Below are 18,255 nucleotides of genomic sequence, written 5' to 3'. Positions count from 1 at the left end.
AGACAATGTGGGGATGCTGATTGGGGATTTACGTCATGCGCTGCGGATGCTGTTGAAGTCTCCCGGTTTCACCACAGTAGCCGTCCTCACTCTCGCTCTCGGCATCGGGGGAACTACGGCGATTTTCACATTGATACAGCAGGTGATGCTGCGCTCGCTGCCGGTCGCGCGGCCCGACCAGCTCTGGCGCGTCGGCGATTCCGACCACTGCTGCTGGTCGAACGGGTACACGCAGGGAGACGGACGTTTCCAGCCTGAAAATCACTGGATTTTCTTCTCCTGGGAAGCCTACAAACACTTCCGCGCCAACACTCCCGCATTCGAGAACCTGGCTGCATTCCAGCCGGGTGAATACAACTCCTACCTGGCCGTGCGGCCCGCCGGTTCCTCGACCGCTGTCGAGATGCGAAATGGCGAGTACGTCTCCGGCAACTTCTTCGAGACGTTCGGCATTTCCGCCTGGCGTGGGCGGCTCCTCACCGATGCCGATGACCGGGAAGGCGCGCCGCCGGTCGCCGTAATGAGTTTCCGAATCTGGCGGGAGAAGTACGGATCCGATGCATCCGTAGCCGGAAAAACCTATGAGATCAACGGCCATCCATTCACGGTTGTCGGAGTCTCCCCTCCAGGCTTCTTCGGAGCCAAGATCGACAGCGGGGGGAATATGCCTGACTTCTGGTTGCCGCTGACGACCGAGCCGATGATCTCCGGCGCAACTTCGCGCCTCAAGAATCCCCGTCTCGCCTTTCTCGATTTGATCGGTCGGGTCCGCCCGCAAACGAATACGCAAAATCTTGAGACAGAGCTCAACGTGGAGCTGCGCCAGTGGCTCGCGAGCCATGCGCCGGATATGAACCCACATGAAAAGGCGCTCTTGCAAAAGCAGACCCTGCGCCTGACACCGGGGGGTGCCGGCGTTTCCCTGATGCGCGAGGAATACAAGGACGGTTTGCTGCTGCTGCTGCTGGCTGCTGGTTGTGTTCTGCTGGTGGCCTGCGCCAACGTCGCTAATCTAATGCTCTTGCGCGGCCTCAAGGACCGGCGGCAGACTGGCATACGCGTAACGCTGGGCGCGCCCCGAAGCCGACTGGTTCGGAAGGCGCTCATGGACAGCCTTTTGCTGGCTCTGATCGGCGGGGCCGCAGGGATCCCAGTTGCATACGCGGGAGCCCGTCTGATACTCCACCTCGCTTTCGCCGGACCGGACACATTGGATACATGGGCTCCTGTGGATGCTACTCCCTCCGGCCTCGTGCTGCTCTTCGCCTTGGCAATTTCGGTGGTCACCGGGCTCATCTTCGGCATTGCGCCGGCATGGATGACTTCGCACGCCGAACCGATCGAAGCGATTCGCGGCACACGCGGCATGAAGGGAGTCAATCGCGGTGATCCTGGGAGCGCCTGGGCGCAGAAGATGCTGGTGATCATGCAGGCGGCGATATCGCTGGTGTTAGTGAGCACGGCGGCGATGCTCGGCCAAAGCCTGCGGAACCTGGGACAGCAGAATTTCGGATTCGATTCCGATGGGAAGTATCTGGTTTCGATCGATCCGAAGATCTCCAACTACAAACCGGAGCACCTGGTACCGCTCTTTCGTGAAATTGAGGGACAACTGCGGCTTATTCCTGGCGTGCAGAGGGTCGGCTCCATAGTCGCAGCGCCGCTGACCGGTTGGGTTTGGCAGCATGACATCCGGGTTGAGGGCAAACCCGAGCCTGGCCCGCAGGTTCATGTTTCATCCGGATGGACCCGTGTGACGCCGGGATTTTTCGAGACTCTTGGAGACAGGATAGTGATGGGACGGCCCATCACCGATGAAGACACCGCGAGCACCCGGCCGGTAGCCGTCGTCAACGAGGCGTTTGCCAGGAAGTTCTTTGGCAGGGAGAACCCGATTGCGCAGCACTTCGGGCCTCCGCTAAAAAACGCAGGAATGTATGAGATTGTCGGCGTTGCATCCGACGTCGACTTCGGGGATGGTGTGCGGCCCATGTACTTCCTTCCGGAGGCGCAGAGCACATACCTCCTTGATGCAGAGGCTGAAGAGCGAGAGGTCCAGTCGCATTACCTGGGCAGCGTGCTGATCTCCGCCCCGGCAAATCCGGCCGGCCTCCAGAAACAGGTAAAGCAGACGCTGGCGAATGCAGCGCCGAACCTGGTGGTGAGCAGCATTCAGTCCTACGGTGAAGTCATTCATGCCAATTTTGCGCAGCAGAGAATGATCGCAAGCCTGACCTGGCTCTTTGGAGGCGTCGGGCTGGCGCTGGCTGCAGTTGGCCTCTACGGTGTGACAGCCTATGGCGTGGAACAGAGGGCGAACGAGATCGGTGTGCGCATGGCGCTGGGAGCAGACCGCAGTTCGGTGATGCTCATGGTGCTGCGCGAAGCTTTCGGGCAGGTAGGCATTGGGCTGGCGCTGGGGATTCCGGCGGCAATCGGCGCAGGGCATCTCATTGCCAGCCAGCTTTTCGGAGTAAAGCCGTGGGATCCGCTGGTACTGTCACTAGCCACGCTGTTGCTTGGCGTGTCCGCACTCATAGCAGCAGCCATTCCCGCGCAGCGTGCTACGCTTGTGGAGCCCATGGTCGCGCTGCGCCACGAATAGACGTTCTCCGATGACGTCAAAGCCCTTTTGGCAGGAAATTGGGTTAACTGTTTGAGGAGGAATCAGCGAATCGGCTGGTTCGCCATCACTAACAACTGGTTACTAAAACTACGCAGTTGTTAGTTCCTGGTTCCTAGTCCCCAGCTTTATCTTTCCTATGGCTGAGGACTAAGAACCGACAACTTAATTTGCATTCAATGAAGCAATATCGATCACAAAGCGGTAGCGCACATCGCTCTTCAGCACGCGTTCATACGCTTCATTCACCTGCTGAATGGGAATGAGCTCGATATCGCTGGTGATGTTGTGCTTGCCGCAGAAATCGAGCATTTCCTGCGTTTCTGCAATGCCGCCGATAGCCGAGCCGGCCAGGCTTCTCCGTCCGGCGACAAGAGAAAAAGCAGCGACCGCATGCGGCTTTTCCGGAATGCCCACGAGCACCATCGTTCCATCGATCTTGAGCAGGCTGAGGTATTGGTTGTAGTCCTGCTCCCCGGAAACCGTGTTGATGATCAGATCGAAAGTCCGCGCCAGCTTTTTGAAGGTCTCCGGATCAGACGTCGCGTAGTAGTGGTCTGCACCGAGACGCTTGCCGTCGGCCTGCTTCTTCAGCGACTGGCTGAGCACTGTCACCTCAGCGCCGAGCGCGTGCGCCAGCTTCACGCCCATGTGCCCCAGGCCGCCGAGTCCGACGATGGCAACCTTCTTGCCCGGCCCGGCGCCCCAGTGTTTCAGTGGCGAATAGAGCGTGATGCCTGCGCAAAGCAGCGGCGCCGAAGCATCGAGAGGCAGATTGTCCGGCATGCGCAGAACGTAGTTTTCATCGACAACAATCTGTTCGGAATACCCGCCCTGGGTCACCGTCTTCAGGTCCTGCTCCTTGCCGTTGTAAGTCCACGAAGTGTGCACGGCGCAGTATTGCTCGAGTCCCTCCTTGCATTCTTCACATTTTCTACAGGAATCAACAAAACAGCCGACGCCCGCCTTGTCGCCTGCTTTGTATTTGGTCACCTTGCTGCCGACGGCGCTTACCACGCCGGCAATCTCGTGCCCCGGCACCATGGGGAAGGATGCGCCGCCCCACTCATCGCGTGCCTGGTGGATGTCGGAATGGCAAATGCCGCAATACTTGATGTCGATGACAACGTCATGCTCGCCCGGCTCGCGACGATCAAATGTATAGGGAGCGAGCGGGGCCTTCACCGCTGGAGCGGCATAACCTTTTGTTTTTGGCATGTGAATCCCTTCAGGAAAAGAAAAGTAGTTAGCTTTTGGATGTGGAAACAAATTATTTGGATTCTTGCGAACGATTTACAGGAAATGAAAAGTAAGAGAAGACAGTCCCCATCACGCGCATTGTTCGCGTAATGGGGAGATGTATCAGCCCTGCACAGAAATATCAGCGAATGACAGCACAACCGTGCCCGCCACGGGCTGGCCAAAGAAGCGCGCCGGCTCAAAGACGGAAAACAAAAGCTTGTTCTCGATCTGCGAGCGTGTATGCGCATCGGACGGGCCGATCAGAATGCGGTAGTCATACACCCGCCCCATTCCGTCGACGTATGCCTCTATCACCACACCGCTGGTGCGTTCGCTGAGCCCAACCGGTATCGCGGCATCGTTCGAATAAAGGAAGTGCGGCCCCGAAGCATTGCCCAGGGGTTCGTCACGTGCGGCGGCCTGCACCGGATCGGCAACCGTGCCTACCAGGAGCACCACGGTGCCTACCAGCAGCACGGCGCTTGCGAATCCAGCCGATGCCTGCAGCAGGAACGGGGCGATCGAGTTCTGCCAGCGCATCTGCCAGCGGGCAAAGTTCTGCTTCGGGCTGTGCGCCTTTTCCTGCGAAATAGCCACGCGAAGGCGCAGCGCCAGATCGGCCGGAGCTTTCGCCGGGCCCAGATCGGCCAGCATGCGTTGCGTGCTGCGCCAGCCTGCAAATTCGAGCGAACACTTGCCGCAGGTCTCCAGATGGCCCGCTACCTTCTGCATGGCCACCCCGGGCAGGGTGCTATCCAGATACTCAGAAAACTGCGAACGAACGCTGCTGCACGAGCTCATGGAGCCTCCTTCTGGCAAGCAACAGCAGTTGGCCTCACTGCGCCAGAAGGTCGTTTGGCGGCAGCTTCGGCAAATGGGGCAAGTCGTGCTTTCAATTGCGCGCGTCCTCGCATGAGGCGCGACTTGATGGTGCCGAGATTCACATTCAGAATCTCGGCGATTTCCTCGTAAGCAAGCCCTTCGATATCCCGCAGAATAAGAACAGTGCGGAATGGTTCCGCAATCTCGCGGAGTTCGGCTTCGACGCGAGAGCGAATCTCTTCATGCGCCGCCATATCAAACGGCGAATCGTGCTCGTCCATCAATGTGTCTTTGATACAGAGCGGCTGGCCTTCAGAGGACTGCCCGGTCTCAGCCTCGATCGTGACTTCCTGGCGGCAGTGACGCGACCACCAGCGGCGCCGGTTCGACGCTTCGTGCAAAGCGATGCGGTAGAGCCAGGTGCGCAGGCTGGATTCGCCGTGGAATCCCGAGATGCCGCGATAGACCTTAATGAAGACTTCCTGAGTGACGTCCGCGGCGTCGGCCGGATTCGGCAACGTGCGCGCAATGACGCTGTAGATGGGCTGATGATAGGTCGAGATCAGCCAGGAAAATGCCTCTTCAGAGCCTGCTTTGAGCTCCGCAACAAATTCGGCCTCTTCGGGCCGGATAGCAATAACGCCTGCCAGATTTCCCACTGCTGTTCCTGCTTGCACCTCGGGCTATCCTCCTACAGTAACAAACCGGAGAGGAGTCTGGCATCCCTCCGCCCCGTGGCGGCCTGTTTTCAATGTCTTATAAACCGCCGGCGGCCGAGTGTCTCGCTCACTCTACCCCTTTAGACACCGGAAGAGAGCACTTTGGTTCCTGGAAAATGAAAGAACAGGATGGAACTTCAGAATGTTTGCATACGGGAGTGACCAGAGAAGCTTCGTCTGCCTGGTTTACGTAAATTTTTACTGCGATTGCCTTGGATTTAACTTGTATCGCCAATGATGCCGGGTAATCCTTGTGTCGCCAGGGCAGCTTTCTCATGCAAAAGTTTCCCGGTTCAATCATTCAATCCTGATTGCCCGTTTCCCTTTCCTCAGATTTCCAAGCCCAGCTGACACAAGCCTTGCAACAGGCTTCGCAAGATCAACCGGAGAGTTCCATGCATATGCCATTGCTCAGCAGTTTCCTCCGTCCTGTTCGAAAAGCCATACAGTCCGTTGCATTACTTCTTATGGCCACTTTCGGCCTGAGTGCCGCTTCGTTGCACGCCTCAATCCAACCGACCACTACAAAACTGTCAGTTTCTGACAATTCCGTTAACACGGGAACACCAGTGCGACTGACTGCGACTGTTGCCTCCAATGGCGCGCCTGTCATTCACGGGGAAGTCGAATTCTGCTATTTCTCAGCCGGACGCTGCGAGGATACGACCCTTATCGGCACCGCAGAATTGACTGCCAACGGGACCGCCAGCATCAAGCTGATATTGCCTCCCGGCAGGCACGATATCTACGCCTGGTTCCTGGGTACAACAACCTGCTCCAGCAGTAGTTCCATGCCTGATATGGAAACGATAGACGTGCACGGTCGCCTTTACAGTACTGCTGACATATCTATATCGGGCAGTGCTGGCAGTTATGCACTCACATCAAACGTTGGTGGATTTGGCACTGAGCCTCCGGCAGGAAGAGTGCAGTTTCTTGATGCTGCAAGCAAAAAAGCTATTGCAAGTGCGCATTTGAGCGATGCTGCAACTTTTGGTCAGACAGAAGAACTCCTGTCCACATCCAACGTGGTTTCGCAGGGAGGACCTGCCTTTTCAGCATTTTATGTAGCAGGAGACTTTGATGGAGATGGCGTGCCTGATGTTGCCGCTGCTTATCCTCCTTTTACTACTGATTCACTCGGCAACCTGGTCACTCCCTACAATCCCGTCATCATTTTCAAAGGAGATCCTCAACATCCGGGACATTTTCTGCAGGGAGCTACCTTCGTAGCAGACGCTTCGAATAATCCTCCCGGATTTATTACTTCAATGGCGGCCGCTGACTTTAACGGCGATGGAATACTGGACCTTGCGATTTGTTTTGAATACCCGGCAAGCTTCCAGTCGGGTATTGGCATTTTGCTGGGAGATGCCGCACATCCGGGGCATTTTCTGCCGATTCAGGAGTACTACGAGTCTCAGGGTTACCTTAACAACCTGGTAGTAGCGGACTTTAACAAAGACGGATTGCCAGATTTGGCATACATGAGCGCTGGTTATCTGGCTATTCGGTTCAACTCGCCCGCCAATCCAGGACAGTTCCCGCAAGCTACTCCTTACCCGCTGAATGGCGCATTGCCCGATTCTTTTGTCGCAGGAGACTTCAATGGCGATGGCTTCCCGGATATCGCCATGAGTATTACGACCCAGGGCTCAGGCCATGTAGGTCTTGCGCTGTGAAATCCGGCAAATCCTGGAGAACTGCAGTCCTATGTGTTGTATCCAGTGGAGGGTTTTATCGGAAACATGGTGGTGGGAGACTTTAACGGTGACGGGGTTCTGGATCTGGCAGGACTCCATTATCAAACTGGATTGACGGATTACCAGTTGTTCGCCCTTTATGGAGACAAAGGGCAACCGGGGAAATTCCTTCCGGAAGTTTCTCTCTATGCATACCCCGAAAATACCAGCGCTGGTTCTGCTGCAACGGGAGATTTCAATGGAGACGGAATTCTGGATATAGCCGTTCCCAACATTACGAACACTCCCAGTATCCAACCCACCCCGGTTATATTGGCCTTGGACATCTTCTTTGGCGATTTGAAACAGCCCGGTCAACCTTCACGGAAGAGTTTTCCCGGTACTTATGATTTCAGTGGTCCATTCCTTGTAGCCGACATAAACAGAGACGGCTTGTCAGACCTTGTAACTGCTATACCGGGTTCGGAATTTGTATGGTCAAGGTTATCGACTAAAGTTGCTACAGCAACAGCAGCCAATGTTTCTCCCGGACCTGCTACCCGGTACGTGTACGCCAGCTATTCGGGAGATCGTAACTACTACGGTTACCAATCCTGCGAGATCAGCCTGACCGGATCGCCTGCTGCTCCCGCCATAAGCGGCCTGACGGTCTCAAACATCACCGCAACCACAGCGACCATTTCCTGGACGACCAATGTGCCCACTTACGGCGGCGTGAATTACGGCACCACCACGAATTTTGGCAGCAAGACACCCTGGGTCGATCCGGTTTCGGCCAGCCACTCATTTACACTTTCTAACCTGTCTTCGGGAACCGCCTATGACTACCAGGCGTGGGCGGTCTCCTACTTCAACGGCTGCACCCATTGGACGACTACTTCAACCACCGCCAGCTTTACCACTGCGAAACAATAAGACAGTAGTTGCTGAAGAGGGACTGGCTTCCAGTCCCTCTTCAGCTTTTAAATGTCCGCAGGCAATTCCAATTGCTCCGACCCGATGCTCTTTTTACTTTTGAGCTGGTACACAAAAATGTGAGATTCTTACACATGGAGAGAGAGTTTGGATGCGGACGAACATCGAAATAGATGATCAGCTGCTGCAGCAAGCGATGCACGACAGCGGCGCGAGAACAAAGAAAGCTGCGGTGGAAGCCGGTTTGCGGTTGTTGGTAAAAACTCATGCCCAGGTGAGATTCCGACGGCTTCGCGGAAAAGTGCAATGGGAAGGCGACCTGAACGAATCCCGCCTGGGGCGGGTTCGTGAGTCATCGCAGGAATGACAATAATAGATACTACAGTTTGGATTGACTACCTCGGAGGGGTTACCAATCCTCATGTGGAGTGGCTCGACCGGGAGTTGAACCAGCAGCGTCTCGGATTGACCGATCTCATTCTATGTGAAGTCCTGCAGGGAATTCGTAACGACTCAACATTCAAGCGGATCAGGCAGGAACTGTCCAGGTTCGAAGTGTTTGATACAGGCGGAGAGTTCTTCGCTGTAGCTTCTGCAGAGCACTACCGCATACTTCGGTCGCATGGCTACACAATCCGAAAAACAATTGATTGCCTGATCGCAACATTCTGTTTAACTCATGGGCATTCGCTGCTTCACCGCGACCGCGATTTCGACGCTTTTGAACAGCATCTGGGCTTGCGAGTCATTCACCCCTAAGGGCACCTGCTGTTACCGCGGGCAATTCTAACTGCTCCGACCCCACAAAGGGCTCGAAATGCGCGCGGCAGCGGGCCTCATACAATCCCGCAGCGCCCACTACCACCAGCTCCTGGCTTCCGCCCAGCCTTTGCGTATGAATCGCGGGCTGGCCGCACACCATGCACACCGCCGAGAGCTTCATCACCTCGTCGGCTACGGCCATCAGGTCAGGAATGGGCTTGAACGGCTCTCCGGCAAAGGTGGTGTCGAGGCCAGCGACAATCACGCGCTTGCCCATATGCACCAGTTCCAGAGATAGAGAAACGAGGCTCTCATCGAAGAACTGCGCCTCGTCGATGCCGAGCACTTCCATCCCGTCGATCTGCGGAAACAGGGATTCGCGCAAACGGTCGACATTGGCGACCACGCTGGCTTCGAGCGTCTGCGCGCTGTGCGAGGCGATAGCAGTCTTGTGGTAGCGCAGATCGATATCCGGCTTGAAGCAGAGGACGCGCTGCCTCGCAATCCGCGCGCGCTTCAGGCGGCGAATCAGCTCTTCAGATTTTCCCGAAAACATCGGCCCGGTGATGACTTCAATCCGCCCCGGCGCATCGGCAGACGTCATCGGCGAACCGCCTGAGCCACATTCGCAGGGGCAGCGGCTTCGTGAATCGCCAGCAGCGTCTCAAGCACTCCGCGCAGATATTTCAGATCGAGAGCGTTCGCTCCGTCCGACTTGGCCTCGGCCGGATTGTCATGCACCTCAAGGAAAATGCCGTCCACTCCGGCAGCCACGGCTGCGCGCGCCAGCACAGGAATGAACTCCGGCTGCCCTCCGGAGACGCCGTTGGCAGCTGAAGGCATCTGCACCGAATGCGTGCCGTCAAAGGCCACAGGAGCAAGCTTGCGCATGATAGGCAGCGAGCGCATGTCCACCACAAGATTGTTGTAGCCGAAGCTCGCGCCGCGCTCGGTCAGAAAGACGCGCGTGTTTCCCGTCGTTGCGATCTTCTCGACCGCGTGTTTCATATCTCCTGGAGCGACAAACTGGCCCTTCTTTACATTGACTGCACGGCCGGTGCGGCCGGCGGCCACCAGAAGGTCGGTCTGGCGGCAGAGAAATGCGGGAATCTGTAGCACGTCTGCGCCTTCAGCGGCAATTTCGCAATGGCCCGGCTCATGGACATCGGTCAGCACCGGCAATCCGGTCGACTCAGCCAGCTTGCGCAGAATCGCCGTGCCTTCGACCAGTCCCGGTCCGCGAAAGCTCGTGACCGAAGTGCGGTTGGCCTTGTCATACGAGGCCTTGAAAATGTAGGGAACGCCCAGGTCAGAAGTAATGCGCTGGATGGCGTCGGCCATCTTGCGCACATGCGCTTCACTCTCAATCACACACGGCCCGGCGATAAGAAAGAGCTTGCCCGACCCGACATGCGTATTGCCAACTTCAAATTCGTAACTCACATATCGATTATAGGACTGGCCCCTTCGACTTCGCTCAGGGCAGGCTAGGCACACGCGGGACTGGCCGTCCAGGCATACGCGCTTCGCGCCATTCGTGCTCACGCTTGCTGCTAAGACTTTTTATTCGCTCCCGTTGGTCGCTTGATTTGTTCTAACTGAAATAAGAAAAGGCCCGCATTTATGCGGGCCTTTCGTGTCCGTCTGAACGTCAGGTTTAACTTCCCGCCGAGGGCGACGTGGACTGTGTCGAGTGGTTGCCGTGCGGAATCGCTGCTGCGCAGGTCGGCTGTCCGGCTGCCAGATACGGTGAGTTCTGGTTTGTGGTCAGCGCACCTGTGTTGGGATTCAGTTCGAGGCCGGTCACCGTGTTGTCGATGAAGTTTGCCGTGTACACGAATCGTCCGAGCGCCGGCTCAATCAGCACGCAGGAAGGACCTGCGCCTGTGGCATAGGAGCTGGCTCCGGAAACCGCGGAGAGGCCGCCCGTGCCCTGGTTGATAGCGTAAGCTGATACGCTTGCGCCATTGTAGTTCGCAACATACAGGTATGTTCCGCGCGGATCGACGGTCACTGCGACCGGGAAGGTTCCGGTTGCTGTCGTTCCCACCTGGTTCGGGTTAAGCGCGCCGGTCGAGAGGATTGTGTAATTGATGAGCTGGTTCTGGCGGCTGTCCGTCACATAGAGGAAGCGGCTTGTAGGATCGGTAGCCACGGCAGTGGGCGAAGTTCCGGCCTGGTACGGGCTGCCGGCATTCGTGGTCAGCACGCCGCTCCCGTCCACATCAAACGCGTAAACCTGGCCTACCGTGTTGGGCTTACTGGCGTCGTCGTTCTGCGCTGATACGTAGACCGCTGTGCCGTTCGCAAGCGCAGCGACGCCGGTCGGGCTCCAGCCCACCGGAACATAAGGTGCGGTCTGGGTGGCTCCGGTCGAATCCACATAGGTCTGGGTTACAGGAGTGCAGCTCGCCAATCCCTGGGCCGTCGTGCTTGTGCCGCCGTTCAGCGTATAGGCCGCGACATCGCCCGGGCCGGGGTTGGCGCTGCTGTAGACCGGGCCGCCCGGAGTCGTGGGCGAAAAGAAATCCACTGCATACAGAAGTGTTCCCGAACTATTGATCGCCAGCGATACCGGCTCCGATCCCGGAGTGTTGCAGGTCTGCTGCGGATAGAGCTTTCCGTCCGTGCCGATGGCAAACTCAACGATATTGTTATCGTCCTTGTTGGCAACGAAGAGGTACTTGCCATTCGGCGTGGTGACAGCGGACACAGGGTTTCTTCCGCCCGAAGGATAAGGCGACTCCTGGATCTGCGTCAGAGCGCCGGAGAGCGAGTCCACACGGTACACACCGATCTGGCCCGGATTGTTCTTCGAGGCGGTGACAAAAACATAGTCCACCGTGTTGCTGGGACTGCAGGAGGTAAGACCGAGACCTGTTGCCAGAGTTGCTGCGGCGGCCAGAAGCACCCGGCCCGATTTGCTTAACTTCATGCGCTTCCTTCGTCCTGGCCCGTAATGGCGCAGGCTTCTTGTATAAGGGATTGCTCCCGCTTGCATTGTAACTTCAGTGCGGCCACTCCTTCATCCGCAGCCGCTATTCCCGGCGGCTGCACAGATGAAGGACATGCTTTCTGCTTATGTGGTGCGTCCGCTTACCGAGCACCATGTAGGATTGCCCACTGTGTTGAACGTCGTGCCTCTGCGCAGCAGCGTCAACACGCCAGTGTTCGGGTCGAGAATGCGCCCGGTGATCTGGCTGTCGTTGAAGCTGGTGGTATAGATGTACTGGTTTGAGGTGTCCTCAAAGATGCAGTTCACGCCGGAACCGGAACCGAAGGGCTCGCCTGCGATCGGCTGCAGCGTTCCGTTCGTGGGGTCAATCGTCCATCCCGTGATCTGGCTGATCGGGTTCACGATGCCCGTTGTCGGACCGGAGTTCACGACGTACAGGTATTTCCCTTTGCTATCCACCACGAGCGATGTCGGATTGGCCGCAGTCGAAGTGTTCTGAATCGTTCCGTTGGTCAAGCCCTGCAGACTGCCACTCGTTCCAACCGTAAATGGAAGAATTTGCCCCGGGCAGGCGGCGCTTGCAGAGGGCGTGCAGGCATTCGGAGCATTATTGCCGGCATCGAGAACATAAACGTACTTGCTGCCGGAGAGGGTGGACCCTTGAGCGGTACTGATAGCCGTCATGCTGACTGCCCCCGTCGCCAGCGGCGAATTCTGCGTCTGCGTCAATTGCCCGTTGGTAGCGTTCAGCTGGTAGGGATAGACAGTTTGCGAGTCAGATGGGCTAGACAAAATGCTGCCATCAGAGGCAACAACGTTGCCGCCTGCCTCAGCAGTAAGGACGAAGCCCGATGCCACCGTGAAGTCTATTGGAGCGCAGCTGACCGGGAAATAGGTCTTCTGGGTTCCGTCAGAATTCTGCTGCTGCTGGTTGGTCACGATCGAAAGGCGCCCGGTGTTCGAATCAATGCTGAAGACCGTAATATCGCCGACGGGGTAGTACTGCCCGTCAGAGCCTTTGCAGGGATAGCTGGTGCTCGGCGACGATTGTGGCGTAATCGCAGTGGTATTGATGGGCGCGTAGGTGTCCATCGCGAAGAGAAAATGTCCCGTCGAGTCAGGGAGGATGCGCGTGGTCTTGAAGCCCTGGCTGACGTAGCTTGCCTGGAAGCTCAGTACGCCGTTGCCGCCGATACTGAACAGCGAGATGTTGGCACCGCTGAAAGTCCCGTCGGGGTTCTGCGTCCCTTGGTTCAGGACATACATGTACCGTCCGCCGCTCAGAACGAAGGTACGGACGGGATTTGTGCCGCCCGAGCCGAAGGGCGAGCCGGGTGCCGCCGTAAGAACGCCCGTCTCGGAACTTTCCTTATAGGACCCGATCTGGTTGTACTGCGTTCCAACCGTGAAGACAAATGCCGTCGTGAAGTCTTGCCGGCAAGAAACAGTCCCGAGGGTTAGGACTGAGGTAACCACTGCGGCCAAGGCGATCTGGCCAATTTTCCTAAACTTCATGCGCTTCCTTCATCCTGGCCAACAATGGGGTGGCGCAGGGAAATGGGTCGGGATGACTCCCCGTCTGCATTGTAAAACATCAGCACAGAGAACAGGATATAGCACTCAAGGTGCAAGGCTTAGATAGCAGCGCCTGCGCTTTTAGAGGTCCGTTTTATCTGTGCTGTTGTAAAGACTGTGACGATATTTTATCGGTGAGCATACAGGACCCGGAAAAATTCCCGGGTCCTGCACCCTGTGATAAAGCCCTACCAGACGCGGCAGGAGTTTTCCGGCATCATCGGCTGTCCCTTGTGGCAGCCAAAGGCTTTGCCGAACTCATCGAAGTTCTGCACCACGCCGTTCACGCGGAACATGCCCGGCGAGTGCGGATCGGTCTTCGCCCTCACGCGCTGTATCTGGTCGGTGCGGTTTTCGCACCAGACCTGCGCAAAGGCGATGAAGAACCGCTGTGGAGATGTATAACCGTCGATCTTCGTATCCGGGCTCTTCTTCTCTTCAGTGAGTGAACTCAGCAGCGCCTGGTAAGCGATGCGGATGCCGCCGTTGTCCGCCGTATTCTCGCCCAGCGTCAGCTTGCCGTTCAGCTTCGTTCCAGCGACAGGCTCGAAGCCGCCGTACTCCTTCACCTCGCAGTCGGTGCGTGACTCGAACTCCTTCTTATCGGTCGGAGTCCACCAATCCTTCACATTGCCCTGAGCGTCATACCTGCTGCCTTCGTCATCAAAGCCGTGCGTCATTTCATGCCCGATAACCACGCCGATAGCGCCGAAGTTCACTGCCGGATCCTTCGTGTTGTCAAAGAACGGCGGCTGCAGGATTCCCGCAGGAAAGTTGATGTCGTTCATCTGCGGATCGTAATAGGCGTTGACCGTCGGCGGCGTCATGCCCCATTCCTTCTCGTCCACCGGCTTGCCCAGGTGGTTGATCTCCCAGTCCCACTCAAAGGCATGCGAGCGCGCGAGATTGCCCACCAGGTCATCGCGCTTTACTTCGAGCTTCGAGTAGTCGCGCCACTTTTCCGGGTAGCCGATCTTCTGGCGGAAGGCCTCGAGCTTTACCTCGGCCTGCTTCTTGGTGTCTTCGCTCATCCATGGCAGCGCCTTGATGTCCTCATCAAGCGCCTTCTTGAGCGCAGCCACCAGCTTTTCCATATTGTCCTTGGCTGAAGGCGGGAAGTTCTCCTTCACCCAGTCCTGTCCCACGGCCTCGCCCAGGCTGCGGTCGGTAAGCGCAGTGCAGCGCTTCCACCGCGCTGTCTGCTCTGCCTGTCCCTGCAGCGTCTTCTGGAAGAAATTGAAGTTGGCGTCGGCAAATTTATCGGAGAGCCACGGAGCCATGCCATTGGCTGCATGGAAGCGCAGGTAGCTCTTGATGCTGTCGAGGCTCTGTTCGGAGATGACCTGGTTGAGCGCCTTGAAGTATCCCGGTGTCGCAACATTCAGCGTGTCGAAGCCCGGGGCGCGCAGCAGGCCGATATAGCTCGTCCAGTCAAAGTCAGGCGCAAGCGTATTCAGCTCCGTGACTTTCATAATGTGGTACACATTGTCGGGATTACGCAACTCCACGCGCGGCAGCGAGCCCTTCGCCAGCGCAGTTTCAATGTCAATGACCGCTTTCGCTTCCGCAGCTGCCTTATCGTCCGGATCGCCGATCATCTTGAAGAGATCAACCACGTAATCGTGGTACTGCGAACGGATCTTCGTCATGCGGTCATCATTCTCAAGGTAGTAATCGCGGTCGGGAAGCGACAGGCCGCCCTGGGAGGTGCTGGCAATCTGCTTGCTCGAGTCCTTCTCGTCCTGCTCGACGCCGAAGCGCATAAAGGCGGCCACGCCTTCCTGCGTCTGCAATGTGCCCAGCAGCGTTCCCAGCTGCTTTTTGTCCGAGATGCTGTCGATCTGCTTCAGTACCGGCTGGATCGGCTTGTCGCCCAGCTGGTTGGAAAGATCAGTGTTCATGCAGGAGGCAAAGAAGTCGCCGTACTGATGCTGCAGCGGAGTCTGCGGATTATCAGAGGCCTTCTTCAGATCGGCGTAGAGCAGATAGCGGTTGTGCTCGCTCAATTCATTGAAGCGCCCCCACGCCGTCTGGTCGCCGGGAATGGGATTGGCCTTACGCCAGTTGCCGCAGGCGTACTGGAAGAAGTCCGTGCATGGGTCGGCGGTCTTGTCGATAGCCGAGAGATCGAAACTGTGTGGGGCTTTTGGCTCTGCTGGAGCTGCGTTCGAAGATTTTTGCGCGATGGCGAATCCGGTGCACAACAGGAGCACCGAAGCAATACGAATGGATTGCATAACATCCTCAGAAATCGGGCTGGCACCTCTATTCGGGAAGGGATGCTGAGCCGGAATGCACAGGCTGTGATTAGGCTGTGTTGGCTCATAAGGTAACACGCGCAATGGAGGAGAAGACAGGGAATTAGAGAAGCAGGGAAATAGGGAACAGGCACAAGCCTCGGGTGCCCCAGGTTCCCCTGAGCTATGTCGAAGGTAACCTGGGGTAGTTTCTTCAACCTGCGATAAGTTAGGTGGAGTCATGCATGCGGCAGGTCTTTTCAGAAAACTCTACATCGCAGTGCTCGCGCTGGTTTATCTGCTCGCACCTCTATCTGCGCAAACGCCATACCGCTACCTCCGGGCCGGCAACCCCAGCGATGCAAATGCAAAGACACAACCCGGCTTCGCCCTGATCGGCGGCGGCAAAGACCTCGACGCAGCATTTCAGTGGCTATGCCAGCACTCCGGCGGCGGAGACTTCCTCGTTCTCCGAGCCACGGGCTCCGACGCCTACAACCCATACATTCAGAGCCTCTGCCGCCAGAATTCGGTGGCCACGCTTATCATTCCCAATCGCGCTGCCGCCTCTGATCCGTTCGTCGCTGAAACCATCAGCAAAGCCGAGGCCATTTTCATCGCCGGCGGAGACCAGGCCAACTACATCCATTTCTGGAAAGGCACTCCGGTCGAGCAGGCCTTGAACGTAGCCATCGAAAAGGGCATGCTATTGGCGGAACCAGCGCAGGCCTCGCCGTGCAGGGCGAATACATCTACTCCGCGCAGAACGATCCGCCCGAAGGTCCAGACCTGACCTCAGACATGGCTCTGACAAATCCACGGCATCGCCAGGTGGTGATCGTTCCCGGTTTTCTCCATGATCCGGCACTGGCGGGCACAATCACGGACACGCATTTCGTTACCCGCAACCGCATGGGCCGCCTGCTGGTCTTTATGGCGCACATTCTTGCAGAGGATCATCTGTCATCCGTAAAGGCCATCGGCATCGACGAGCAGACTGCAGTGCTGCTCGATCCCCATGGTCAATCGAGCATCATCGGGCATGGAGCAGCCTACTTCCTCTCGTCTGATGACAAGAACGTAGTCCTCAAAGAAGGAACGCCGCTTTCCATGAAGAGCGTACAGGCGAAAAAAGTCCTGCCCGGCGGCAGGTTCGATCTCCACACTTGGAGCGGCGATGCAACAGAGTACAAGCTGAACGTGGAATCAGGAGTAATCCACTCCAGCCAAGCAAATGGGGCCATCTACTAACCTGTCTTTAAGAAGTAATGGCTAAGAAGCGGTCAGCTTGAAGCTGAAGAAGCTACGAGAATCTTCTAAAGCTGTATCTTCAATGAAGGCACATTGAACAACTCAATACTGGGGACTGACAGAAGATTTCTAGCTGGCTGGTTTTAGCTGGCCGCTGTTTCGCTGACCGCTTGCGCCGCAGGCGCACTGACCGCCGTCTCTTAAAAAATCTTCAGATGAATCGTCAGGTACTTCTTGGGATTCTGCCGCACCGCCGTCACCAGATTATTCGTGTTCTGGATCATCTCGTCGGAGTGGTCATACAGGCTACGGTTGCGCATCAGCTGCCCGATCGTGCCTTCGCCGCTGTCCACGCGGTTCAGGATGGAATCCAGTTTGTTGACGGTGTCGTTCAGCTTGTCGGCGAATTTCGGGTCTTTGGCGAGAATACCGATCGAGCCCTTGCCCGCGTTAATATCACGCAGCAGGGCATTCAGGTTCTGGGTCGATTCTTTCAGGTTGTTGAAGACCGTCTCGTCCTTAAGGAACTTGCCGATATTGCCTTTTCCGCTGTCGATCTGATTTGTAACGTCTCCCAGCTTGTCCACTATGGCGTTTGCGCGATTGTAAAGCGTGTCATCCACAAGCAGCTTGCCGATCGATCCTTTGCCGTTGCTGACCTGGTCTACCAGTCCCTGAATCTCATTCAGAGTGCCGACCGCCCGGTTGTAAAGACCGGGATCGGTGATGAGTTTGCCGATCGATCCCTTGCCGGTATTCATGGCGTCGACCAGGTTATCGACCTTCGCGAGGATCGTATTCAGCTGCTCAATCGTGCCCTGGCTCGACTTGATCACATCGCTCAGGTTCGGTGTTTCCGTGGTCTGCATCTCGGCCCCGTCCTGGAGCGTCGACCCGGTGGCGAACTTGCTGTTGATGTCGACGACCGTATCGCCGAGCACGCCAACAGTCTCAAGGCTCGATTTCGAATCCGTACGCAGTGCCGGCAGATAGTGCTTGCTGATGCGCATCGTTACTTCCACCGGAGTCAGCTTGCGCTCGGGAATGATATGGATGCTTTTCACGCTGCCGATCGTCACGCCTTCGAGATTTACAGGAGCGCCGATCTTCAGGCCCGCGGAGTTCTCAAAGTAGGAGCGGACTGTGATCCGGCCAGAGAAAAAGCCGCCAGAGTTGCCCGACATCAGGAACACCAGTGCGGTCAGCGAAACCAGCGCTACCAGCACCAGCACACCAACTTTTAATTGGGACCATTGGACTTCCTGCTGGCTCGGCACAAACCCCCTCGATTATCCGGATATTAAAAGAACAAGTCGTGCTGCGACTTGAGGATATCAAAGACGTGCCCCCTGAGTCGCAGCATTTCCCTTGGATGACAGGCTAAAGCAAGCCGTTGCAAAAGGATAGAAGGGCAGGGAAATAGAGAACAGGGAAAACAGGGAAGTAGGCA

The 18,255-nt window shown here is 56.8% G+C and carries 16 protein-coding genes; 7 read left to right on the top strand and 9 right to left on the bottom strand.

From position 1 onward, the window contains the following. Positions 1–13 precede the first annotated feature (13 nt). Positions 14–2,605, top strand: coding sequence for an ABC transporter permease (locus AC5S16_RS10010; protein WP_493930217.1), 2,592 nt, complete (start codon positions 14–16; stop codon positions 2,603–2,605). A gap of 183 nt (positions 2,606–2,788) precedes the next feature. On the opposite strand, the gene AC5S16_RS10005 is transcribed toward AC5S16_RS10010, so the two are convergent. The 3 genes from AC5S16_RS10005 to AC5S16_RS09995 form a co-directional block, all read right to left on the bottom strand. Continuing rightward, positions 2,789–3,841, bottom strand: a complete 1,053-nt coding sequence (locus AC5S16_RS10005; RefSeq protein WP_493929916.1) for an NAD(P)-dependent alcohol dehydrogenase — start codon at positions 3,839–3,841, stop codon at positions 2,789–2,791. A 144-nt stretch (positions 3,842–3,985) separates the two neighbouring features. Next, positions 3,986–4,666, bottom strand: coding sequence for an anti-sigma factor family protein (locus tag AC5S16_RS10000; RefSeq protein WP_493929915.1), 681 nt, complete (start codon positions 4,664–4,666; stop codon positions 3,986–3,988). Then, on the bottom strand, positions 4,663–5,364 hold the full coding sequence (locus AC5S16_RS09995; protein WP_493929914.1) for an RNA polymerase sigma factor: 702 nt from the start codon (positions 5,362–5,364) through the stop codon (positions 4,663–4,665). The genes AC5S16_RS10000 and AC5S16_RS09995 overlap by 4 nt, the downstream gene beginning before the upstream one ends. Before the next feature lie 437 nt (positions 5,365–5,801). Here AC5S16_RS09995 and AC5S16_RS09990 point away from each other — a divergent pair, with 437 nt between their 5' ends. From AC5S16_RS09990 to vapC, 4 genes are all read left to right on the top strand, one after another. Continuing rightward, on the top strand, positions 5,802–7,088 hold the full coding sequence (locus tag AC5S16_RS09990; protein WP_493929913.1) for an FG-GAP-like repeat-containing protein: 1,287 nt from the start codon (positions 5,802–5,804) through the stop codon (positions 7,086–7,088). 33 nt (positions 7,089–7,121) lie between these two features. Then, positions 7,122–8,024 carry an FG-GAP-like repeat-containing protein gene (locus AC5S16_RS09985; protein WP_493929912.1) on the top strand — a complete coding sequence of 301 codons (903 nt, stop codon included), beginning with the start codon at positions 7,122–7,124 and terminating at the stop codon, positions 8,022–8,024. A 151-nt stretch (positions 8,025–8,175) separates the two neighbouring features. Then, positions 8,176–8,391, top strand: a complete 216-nt coding sequence (locus AC5S16_RS09980; protein WP_493929911.1) for a type II toxin-antitoxin system VapB family antitoxin — start codon at positions 8,176–8,178, stop codon at positions 8,389–8,391. Beyond that, a complete protein-coding gene (vapC, locus tag AC5S16_RS09975) occupies positions 8,388–8,783 on the top strand; it encodes a type II toxin-antitoxin system VapC family toxin (RefSeq protein WP_493929910.1) in 396 nt (131 codons plus the stop codon). Before AC5S16_RS09980 ends, vapC begins: the two co-directional genes overlap by 4 nt. Here vapC and AC5S16_RS09970 read toward each other — a convergent pair. From AC5S16_RS09970 to AC5S16_RS09950, 5 genes are all read right to left on the bottom strand, one after another. Next, positions 8,770–9,390 carry a thymidine kinase gene (locus AC5S16_RS09970; protein ID WP_493929909.1) on the bottom strand — a complete coding sequence of 207 codons (621 nt, stop codon included), beginning with the start codon at positions 9,388–9,390 and terminating at the stop codon, positions 8,770–8,772. The genes vapC and AC5S16_RS09970 overlap by 14 nt on opposite strands. Further along, positions 9,387–10,229, bottom strand: a complete 843-nt coding sequence (kdsA, locus tag AC5S16_RS09965) for a 3-deoxy-8-phosphooctulonate synthase (RefSeq protein WP_493929908.1) — start codon at positions 10,227–10,229, stop codon at positions 9,387–9,389. The genes AC5S16_RS09970 and kdsA overlap by 4 nt, the downstream gene beginning before the upstream one ends. Before the next feature lie 214 nt (positions 10,230–10,443). Beyond that, positions 10,444–11,721, bottom strand: a complete 1,278-nt coding sequence (locus AC5S16_RS09960) for a lactonase family protein (protein WP_493929907.1) — start codon at positions 11,719–11,721, stop codon at positions 10,444–10,446. 144 nt (positions 11,722–11,865) lie between these two features. Continuing rightward, a complete protein-coding gene (locus AC5S16_RS09955) occupies positions 11,866–13,257 on the bottom strand; it encodes a lactonase family protein (protein WP_493929906.1) in 1,392 nt (463 codons plus the stop codon). Between the two features lie 248 nt (positions 13,258–13,505). Beyond that, a complete protein-coding gene (locus AC5S16_RS09950; protein WP_493929905.1) occupies positions 13,506–15,554 on the bottom strand; it encodes a M13 family metallopeptidase in 2,049 nt (682 codons plus the stop codon). Between the two features lie 241 nt (positions 15,555–15,795). Between AC5S16_RS09950 and AC5S16_RS09945 the strand changes: the two genes are divergently transcribed. Next, positions 15,796–16,347 (top strand): hypothetical protein, encoded by a 552-nt coding sequence (locus AC5S16_RS09945; RefSeq protein ID WP_493929904.1) that lies wholly within the window; start codon positions 15,796–15,798, stop codon positions 16,345–16,347. Next, positions 16,290–16,805, top strand: a complete 516-nt coding sequence (locus AC5S16_RS09940; protein WP_493929903.1) for a hypothetical protein — start codon at positions 16,290–16,292, stop codon at positions 16,803–16,805. Before AC5S16_RS09945 ends, AC5S16_RS09940 begins: the two co-directional genes overlap by 58 nt. 200 nt (positions 16,806–17,005) lie before the next feature. On the opposite strand, the gene AC5S16_RS09935 is transcribed toward AC5S16_RS09940, so the two are convergent. Beyond that, the gene (locus AC5S16_RS09935; protein WP_493929902.1) at positions 17,006–18,082 is read right to left on the bottom strand and encodes an MlaD family protein; all 1,077 of its coding nucleotides are present in this window, start codon (positions 18,080–18,082) and stop codon (positions 17,006–17,008) included. Positions 18,083–18,255 lie beyond the last annotated feature (173 nt).

This window comes from Acidobacterium sp. FHG110202_01 (assembly GCF_059115305.1).
Note: the sequence above shows the minus strand (reverse complement) of the source record. Positions and strands in the feature narration are given on the sequence as shown.

What these genes read in the sequence shown, in the direction of transcription:
- AC5S16_RS10010 (WP_493930217.1), top strand. Translation starts at nt 14, where the DNA reads ATGCTGATTGGGGATTTACGTCATGCGCTGCGGATGCTGTTGAAGTCT.
- AC5S16_RS10005 (WP_493929916.1), bottom strand. Translation starts at nt 3,841, where the DNA reads ATGCCAAAAACAAAAGGTTATGCCGCTCCAGCGGTGAAGGCCCCGCTC.
- AC5S16_RS10000 (WP_493929915.1), bottom strand. Translation starts at nt 4,666, where the DNA reads ATGAGCTCGTGCAGCAGCGTTCGTTCGCAGTTTTCTGAGTATCTGGAT.
- AC5S16_RS09990 (WP_493929913.1), top strand. Translation starts at nt 5,802, where the DNA reads ATGCATATGCCATTGCTCAGCAGTTTCCTCCGTCCTGTTCGAAAAGCC.
- AC5S16_RS09980 (WP_493929911.1), top strand. Translation starts at nt 8,176, where the DNA reads ATGCGGACGAACATCGAAATAGATGATCAGCTGCTGCAGCAAGCGATG.
- vapC (WP_493929910.1), top strand. Translation starts at nt 8,388, where the DNA reads ATGACAATAATAGATACTACAGTTTGGATTGACTACCTCGGAGGGGTT.
- AC5S16_RS09970 (WP_493929909.1), bottom strand. Translation starts at nt 9,390, where the DNA reads ATGACGTCTGCCGATGCGCCGGGGCGGATTGAAGTCATCACCGGGCCG.
- AC5S16_RS09960 (WP_493929907.1), bottom strand. Translation starts at nt 11,721, where the DNA reads ATGAAGTTAAGCAAATCGGGCCGGGTGCTTCTGGCCGCCGCAGCAACT.
- AC5S16_RS09955 (WP_493929906.1), bottom strand. Translation starts at nt 13,257, where the DNA reads ATGAAGTTTAGGAAAATTGGCCAGATCGCCTTGGCCGCAGTGGTTACC.
- AC5S16_RS09950 (WP_493929905.1), bottom strand. Translation starts at nt 15,554, where the DNA reads ATGCAATCCATTCGTATTGCTTCGGTGCTCCTGTTGTGCACCGGATTC.
- AC5S16_RS09945 (WP_493929904.1), top strand. Translation starts at nt 15,796, where the DNA reads ATGCATGCGGCAGGTCTTTTCAGAAAACTCTACATCGCAGTGCTCGCG.